Annotated in this window: 5 protein-coding genes; 3 read left to right on the top strand and 2 right to left on the bottom strand. The window is 50.6% G+C overall.

The genetic code is table 11. The annotated features are described in order from the left end of the window. Nucleotides 1–399: 399 nt before the first annotated feature. Complete coding sequence (locus tag AC4IFB_RS03645) at nt 400–951, bottom strand: hypothetical protein (protein WP_490775815.1); 552 nt, start codon at nt 949–951, stop codon at nt 400–402. Between the two features lie 275 nt (nt 952–1,226). On the opposite strand from AC4IFB_RS03645, the gene AC4IFB_RS03640 reads away from it, so the two are divergent. Continuing rightward, nucleotides 1,227–2,261, top strand: coding sequence for a thioredoxin family protein (locus tag AC4IFB_RS03640; protein WP_490775816.1), 1,035 nt, complete (start codon nt 1,227–1,229; stop codon nt 2,259–2,261). Nucleotides 2,262–2,510: 249 nt separating this feature from the next. Then, nucleotides 2,511–3,656 (top strand): GGDEF domain-containing protein, encoded by a 1,146-nt coding sequence (locus tag AC4IFB_RS03635; protein ID WP_490779426.1) that lies wholly within the window; start codon nt 2,511–2,513, stop codon nt 3,654–3,656. A gap of 32 nt (nt 3,657–3,688) precedes the next feature. Here AC4IFB_RS03635 and AC4IFB_RS03630 read toward each other — a convergent pair whose 3' ends face one another. Beyond that, complete coding sequence (locus tag AC4IFB_RS03630; protein ID WP_490775818.1) at nt 3,689–3,934, bottom strand: CDGSH iron-sulfur domain-containing protein; 246 nt, start codon at nt 3,932–3,934, stop codon at nt 3,689–3,691. Between the two features lie 484 nt (nt 3,935–4,418). Between AC4IFB_RS03630 and bioA the strand changes: the two genes are divergently transcribed. Beyond that, nucleotides 4,419–5,714, top strand: a complete 1,296-nt coding sequence (bioA, locus tag AC4IFB_RS03625) for an adenosylmethionine--8-amino-7-oxononanoate transaminase (protein ID WP_490779425.1) — start codon at nt 4,419–4,421, stop codon at nt 5,712–5,714. Nucleotides 5,715–5,717: the final 3 nt, after the last annotated feature.

Below are 5,717 nucleotides of genomic sequence, written 5' to 3'. Positions count from 1 at the left end.
TCTGATGCCGCCGTTTTTCATCTACGAGTAGCCTGGATGAAGTGAAACGGAATCCGGGATGATTGGTGCACTGCTCTCCCGGATTCCGCTTCGCTTCATCCAGGCTACGGGCTGCCCTATTCATTCTGACGCTGGAGGTCTAAACGAGGTAAGTGACTCGCCCAGAAGGATGAAACAGTAGCCAACTGACTCCCCAAAATAGATTCACCTGTAGGGTGCGGCCCTGCCGCACCACGCCCAACTAAAACGAAAACCACCTGACGAGCCGGGCAACAGAGAGTTCTCTCCTACCGACTCTGAGACTATCGAGGGAACTCTCTGGAATTTCTGTAGCATTCAACCCCTGATGGTGCGGCAGGGCCGCACCCTACGATTCATCATGGCCATAGCCTCTATTTTCTATTGATCGATATCCTTCACCGGAAAGGCCTTTGCAAAGGCGGTCAACTCATCCAGGCTCGCTGTGTCAGATGAAAGATTGACCATCCCCTGGGTCATTTTCAGACCAATCATGATTTCATTGTTTCGGCCCTCTTCCAAAACCAGGCCAGTGTATCGGCCGAGGCGTATCTTCTTGCCACCACCAGCCAGCCCCATCTGACTGAACATGGCGCCCATACCCCCAACACCGCTGTTATAGCTCACTTTGATATATTTCTGGCCTTTAGTGTATTCAGTCTCAATCATCGACATACCCATAGCCTTCTGCTTGGATAGTTCACCCCGCGTCCAGCCGGCAACCTGTTTTGCAAAGCGATCACCTTTTTGAGATTGCTGAATCTGCTCCAGCGACTCCAGACACCATTTCGCCTCTTCCACAGCACCTTGTATATCGTTTTCCTGATAGAGCTTAGCTGCCTGGCTGCAGTATGCGGCCGGGTCACCCTCCGCCATTGCTGACACGGGTGCTGTCAGAGCTAAAACAGTTATCAGCATCGTGGTTTTTTTCATCTTTATTTCTCCGTTCCTAGGTTTCTGAGAAAACAATAGCCAATTCATAGTCTGAATACCATTACCTATTCAGCTTTCCTCCCGAGTCAGCTATGCTGAAGACAAAACAACACTGAGTAAGTTCGAACTTGCTTTGGCAATAGCGTTCGTCGCCGGGTTGATCGAGTACTCAAGAATAAACATAAATGCGCCTGCACCCTGTCGGTTCTACCGTGAGTTGGAGTCAGGTGCGGATAAAACAAACATGCTCCGGGCTCCAAACATGAGCCGATATTATGACCAACCGAATCAGAACCCTTTCTCTAGGCCTGTGGCTGATTTTGCTTTTTGCCCTGCAGCAAAATGCCTATGCCATCGAATCAGAAGATGACGTTTTTGCATTTGATGATTTCCCACTGGAGGAGTTACTGCAGTATCCAGAGTGGTTTAAAAAGAGTTTTCTCGATCTGCCTGCTGACCTCGAGGATGCAGTAGATGAGGGCAAGCAGGGCATCATTCTCTACTTTGGTCAAAAACGTTGCGCCTACTGCAAGATGCTTCTGCAAGTCAATTTCGGCTTAAGTGACATCACCACCTATACCCGACGCCATTTCGACATTATCCCAATCGATATCTGGAGCACTGAGGAGATCACCACCCTTGAGGGAGAAACCCTTACCCAGCGGGAGTACGCCCTGGATGAGAAGACCAACTTCACCCCGTCACTGATATTTATTGATCCCAAGGGGAACGAGGTGCTGCGCTTGCGGGGATACTACCCCCCCTATCAGTTTCGCGCCGCACTGGAGTATGTTGCCGACCAACACTTTAAGAACGAATCTTTCCCCGACTATTTAGCTCGGGGAGAGGCCAGTACCGCATTTGAACCGGGCGATCTCAATGAAGAGGATTTCTTCATCCCGCCACCGCACAACCTGGATCGAAGCAGGTTTCCCGGTCAACGCCCGCTTGTGGTCTTCTTCGAGCAGGGTAACTGCCATGCCTGTGATGTACTACATGGCCAGCCACTTCAAGATCCGGCAATCCGCAAGCTGGTCAGTGCATTTGATAATGTGCAGCTCGACATAGGCTCGGAAACTCCCGTCATCACTCCTGATGGCCGTAGAACAGATGCCAGGCAATGGGCCAAAGATCTGGGTCTCTTCTATACACCTTCACTGCTGTTTTTTGATGAGCAGGGCAAAGAGATTATTCGTGTCGACTCAGTGGTTCGTTTCTATCGGTTACGCAACGTTATCAACTACATCACCAGTCGCGGCTATCTCAAGCAACCGGATTATCAACGCTGGCGGGTTGGTAGCAGCGACTGAGCCGGGATTCACGCAGTTGAAGATGGATTTGTGGAAAATCCCGGCGTGCCCGGCAAGAGGTCGTTTGCAGTTATTGATGAGGCATATCATCACTTTACGTAAGATGTCAGCGGTCAACTGCGGAATCAAGGTTCAAGATCGCGATGGTACGGCCGATAGAGCAGCTTGTGTAGTCTCTTATCATGAACGACGTTTTCGGGGGCCATCCGAGTTATCTCACTAAGATGAAACTACCCGTCACACAATGAAATGGACCTAAAAGAAGAGAACCGACTCTTGCGCCTCCGCCTGAAGGAGCTGACATGCAAGGCCCAGGAAAACCAGGAGACTCTGGGACGCTTCTATGCGCGTGAACTGGAGCTTCTCAGCGCTGAAAGCCTGGCCGAACTGTTAAGCGGCATTAGTGAAGGATTACTCAACTCATTTGACGTCGACAGCATTCAGGTTCTGATGCTCGATCCAGACCATGAGATCCGCCATCTGTTGAGCAACAGCAGCATTCCGGCAGATGCCTTTCCCTATGTTCGATTTGTGGATGATCTGGGGATGATAAATCAACGTTTTCTACGACTGAAAAGCCCTTGGCTCGGGCCCTTTCTTGCGCCTGAGTACAACAACCTTTTTGACCAGTACAACAATCTTCGCAGCATTGCCGTTTTACCACTGATCTGCAGCAATCACCTGGTTGGAAGCATCAATCTCGGCAGTTATGATGTAGACCGTTTTACACGGCAGCATGCCACTGACTTCCTGGCTCGTCTGGCCACCATTTGCGGTGTCTGTCTGGAGAACGTCATCAATCGGGAACGTCTGCTGATCAGCGGTCTTACCGACCCTCTTACAGAGTTACACAATCGACGTTACCTCGATCGCAGACTGGAAGAGGAACTCGCCCGGGCCAGCCGTTACCGTCAACCTCTCAGCTGCCTGTTCATCGATGCTGACCATTTCAAGCGCATCAACGACAGCTATGGCCATCCTGTTGGAGACCTGGTTTTACGGGAACTGGCAAATCGTATCCGCTCTCAACTGCGTGCCAGTGATGTGGCCACCCGCTATGGTGGGGAGGAGTTTGCACTGCTATTACCTCAGACCGGTCTCTCTGACGCACTGATGCTGGCCGAACGTATTCGCCTTGAGGTCAACACAACGCCCATTGCCCTGGAGGATGGATCAAGCCTGCAGATAAGCGTCTCTATCGGTGTCAGTGAAACCTTGCCCATGCTCGGAAAGTCACACCATAAAGAGCTTGGCAGCCATCTCCTGGCCAGCGCCGACCAAGCACTCTATGTCGCAAAGGCAAACGGTAGAAACAGAATTGAATATGAGGTGCCTGAAGGAAAGGATGAACCACCAATCAAGGATGGTATCATCCACAACAAAAGAGGCGCCTAGCCCATCAGAGGATGGAACCCTGCCTACTTCAGCTAATCCTCAACCTGCTTGTGGCTACCATCACAATAGGGGGGCGTTTTAGTCTGTTTGCAGCGACACAGCCAAGCTTCACCACTTTTCTCAGCCTTGAAACCAAGCGGCTCAATACCTGTGCCACGATGTGAACCATCGCAAAAAGGCTGCTCTTCGGAACGCCCGCAAGCACACCACCAATACTCTTTGCCCGCCACCAGATCAACATCGATTGGCTGTTTAGCAGCTACTACAGGTTTATCCATTTTTATCTCCTCTGTTATTGTGACCAGCACAAAGAGTGCCATGTAAACCCACGTCTTCAATCGGCCGGAAAATCCTTATCCCGATGAGAAATGAGGTCTATTCTTATGAAGAAGTGGCCATTGGTACCACATAAACCATCGAAATAAAACCGCCGGCATAACCAGTGAGAATGTGATTCCCACCAACCCGGAATCTGAGCTGAACTGCTGTTCAGAGCGATATTCCCCGGTTATCGTCAAACTGCAAGGCTCAATTACTTCGTTCAATTAGCCCTCATACCCAGACTCCCGCAATATTTTTATTTTTCTTTTATATTCAATATTTTATATTAGCTTTTCATACATCAGTCCACAACAGAACAGTGATCCCGGCACAATCAACAGCGCCCTGGAGAAAACATTCCGAGCAGGTCAAAAAAACACAACAACATCCTCGATAATTATCTGTTAATCTCTGCATCCCGAAATAACAAACAGCTTTACGATGAGTGATAGTGACGATTGGATAACCTTTGACAAGCAACATGTATGGCACCCCTATAGTTCAATTGGTGCAGATCTACCGGTCTATCCTGTAGTTTCTGCCGACGGTGTGCGCATAAAACTGGCCGATGGCAGAGAGTTGATCGATGGTATGTCCTCCTGGTGGTGCGCAATCCACGGTTATAACCATCCGCAGATCAACCAGGCGATAGCCGAACAAGCAGGTGAACTGGCTCACATCATGTTTGGTGGTCTGACCCATCAGCCTGCAGTTGATCTGGCAAAAAAGCTGATAGAGATCACCCCAGGTCCTCTGCAAACAGTCTTCTTCTCTGACTCCGGATCAGTCTCTGTTGAAGTCGCTATGAAGATGGCCATCCAATACTGGCACGACAAGGGCCTAGCGGAAAAGCAGCACTTTCTCACCATACGCAAGGGCTATCATGGCGACACTTTCGGCGCCATGTCACTATGCGACCCGGTCACCGGGATGCACAACCTCTTCTCCGATATCCTGCCAAAACAGTACTTTTCCGATGCGCCAAGCTGCTATTTCGGCCATCCCTGCAAAGGCGATGGCGCTAAAGACCTGACTGAAAAGCTTAAACAACACCATAATGAAATTGCCGCTCTGGTACTTGAACCCATTGTTCAGGGGGCCGGGGGCATGCGCTTCTACTCGGTGGAGTACCTCCAGGAGGCGCGTCGACTCTGCGATCAGTACGGCGTGCTGCTTATTGCCGATGAGATCGCCACCGGCTTTGGCCGTACCGGTAAGCTTTTTGCCTGTGAACATGCAGGCATCACCCCTGACATCATGTGCCTGGGTAAGTCTCTGACCGGTGGTTATATGAGCCTCGCTGCCACGCTGACTACAGAGGAGGTAAGCAAGACCATCAGCCATGGTGACCCTGGATTATTTATGCATGGCCCGACCTTTATGGGCAATCCACTGGCCTGCCGTACTGCCCTGACCAGCATCGAACTACTGCTCGACTCACCCTGGCAGGAGCGTATCCAGAAAATTGAAGCCTCTCTTGAAGCGGGATTGTCACCCTGCAGGGAATTACCTCAAGTGGAGGAGGTGCGGGTGTTGGGTGCGATTGGGGTAGTAGAGCTGAAGAAGCCAGTGGATATGAAAGTTATCCAGGAGTGCTTCGTTGATGCCGGTGTCTGGGTTCGACCCTTCGGCAATCTGGTCTATCTGATGCCGCCGTTTATCATCAACGAGGAAGATCTGACGCAACTCACCTCAGCGGTTGTGGATGTTGTGGAAAACTGTCCTATTTGGGGCTAATTC

The sequence above is a fragment of the Candidatus Thiodiazotropha sp. AKIB8 genome (assembly GCF_058244675.1).
This window is presented reverse-complemented; position numbering and strand designations above follow the sequence as displayed.

Coding starts and splice junctions, on each gene's coding strand:
- bioA (WP_490779425.1), top strand. CDS start 4,419: ATGAGTGATAGTGACGATTGGATAACCTTTGACAAGCAACATGTATGG.
- AC4IFB_RS03635 (WP_490779426.1), top strand. CDS start 2,511: ATGGACCTAAAAGAAGAGAACCGACTCTTGCGCCTCCGCCTGAAGGAG.
- AC4IFB_RS03645 (WP_490775815.1), bottom strand. CDS start 951: ATGAAAAAAACCACGATGCTGATAACTGTTTTAGCTCTGACAGCACCC.
- AC4IFB_RS03630 (WP_490775818.1), bottom strand. CDS start 3,934: ATGGATAAACCTGTAGTAGCTGCTAAACAGCCAATCGATGTTGATCTG.
- AC4IFB_RS03640 (WP_490775816.1), top strand. CDS start 1,227: ATGACCAACCGAATCAGAACCCTTTCTCTAGGCCTGTGGCTGATTTTG.